This is a genomic window from Methylobacterium tarhaniae (assembly GCF_001043955.1).
GTDB lineage: Bacteria > Pseudomonadota > Alphaproteobacteria > Rhizobiales > Beijerinckiaceae > Methylobacterium > Methylobacterium tarhaniae.
Genome location: NZ_LABZ01000479.1, coordinates 1 through 564, shown reverse-complemented (window position 1 = coordinate 564; position 564 = coordinate 1). Strand labels below are relative to the sequence as shown.

The following is a 564-nucleotide window of genomic DNA, read 5'->3' as shown; positions in this document are numbered from 1 at the left end:
CAAGCGCGGCGAAGCCCGTGCCGGCGAAGGGATCGGCGACCAGGGTCGCGCCGCAGGCCGTGATCTCGCTCTGTGCCCGCGCATAGAGCTCCGTCGCCTCCGGCGAGAGTGGCGGGTCGCGCCAGCCGGGTCCGAACAGGCCGAGGCGCTTGCCCTTGAGGGCTTTCCGGTCGAGCTTCGACGTGTAGCCGCCCTTGGGCCGCCGGCCGATGCCCGCCACGGTCTTGGGATCGGCGGCGGTGTAGCCGGCCAGCACGTCGAGGGTCAGCGCCGCGTCGCGGACGCAGCGGGCGATGGGGCCGACCACGTCGCGGGTGCTGCCGGCCAGAGGCACCACGCCGGCATTGGGGACGAGGGCGAAGGTCGGCTTGATGCCGACAAGCCCCTGCGCCGAGGCCGGGTTCTGGATCGAGCCGCCGGTCTCCTCGGCGAGGCGGAGCACCGGGGGGCTGGCGCCCACCGCCGTGGCCGTGCCGGCGCTGCTGCCGCCGGGCAGGCAATCGGGCGCCGCCGAATTCAGGGTCGGTCCGGCCCAGCTGTCATTGGCGTGGCTGCCGGTGGCGC

The 564-nt window shown here is 75.0% G+C and carries 1 protein-coding gene; it reads right to left on the bottom strand.

What is annotated here, in order from left to right; genetic code table 11:
* Positions 1 to 564 (bottom strand): amidase family protein (locus VQ03_RS30765; protein WP_048454740.1); only part of this gene is annotated, 564 nt, incomplete at both ends.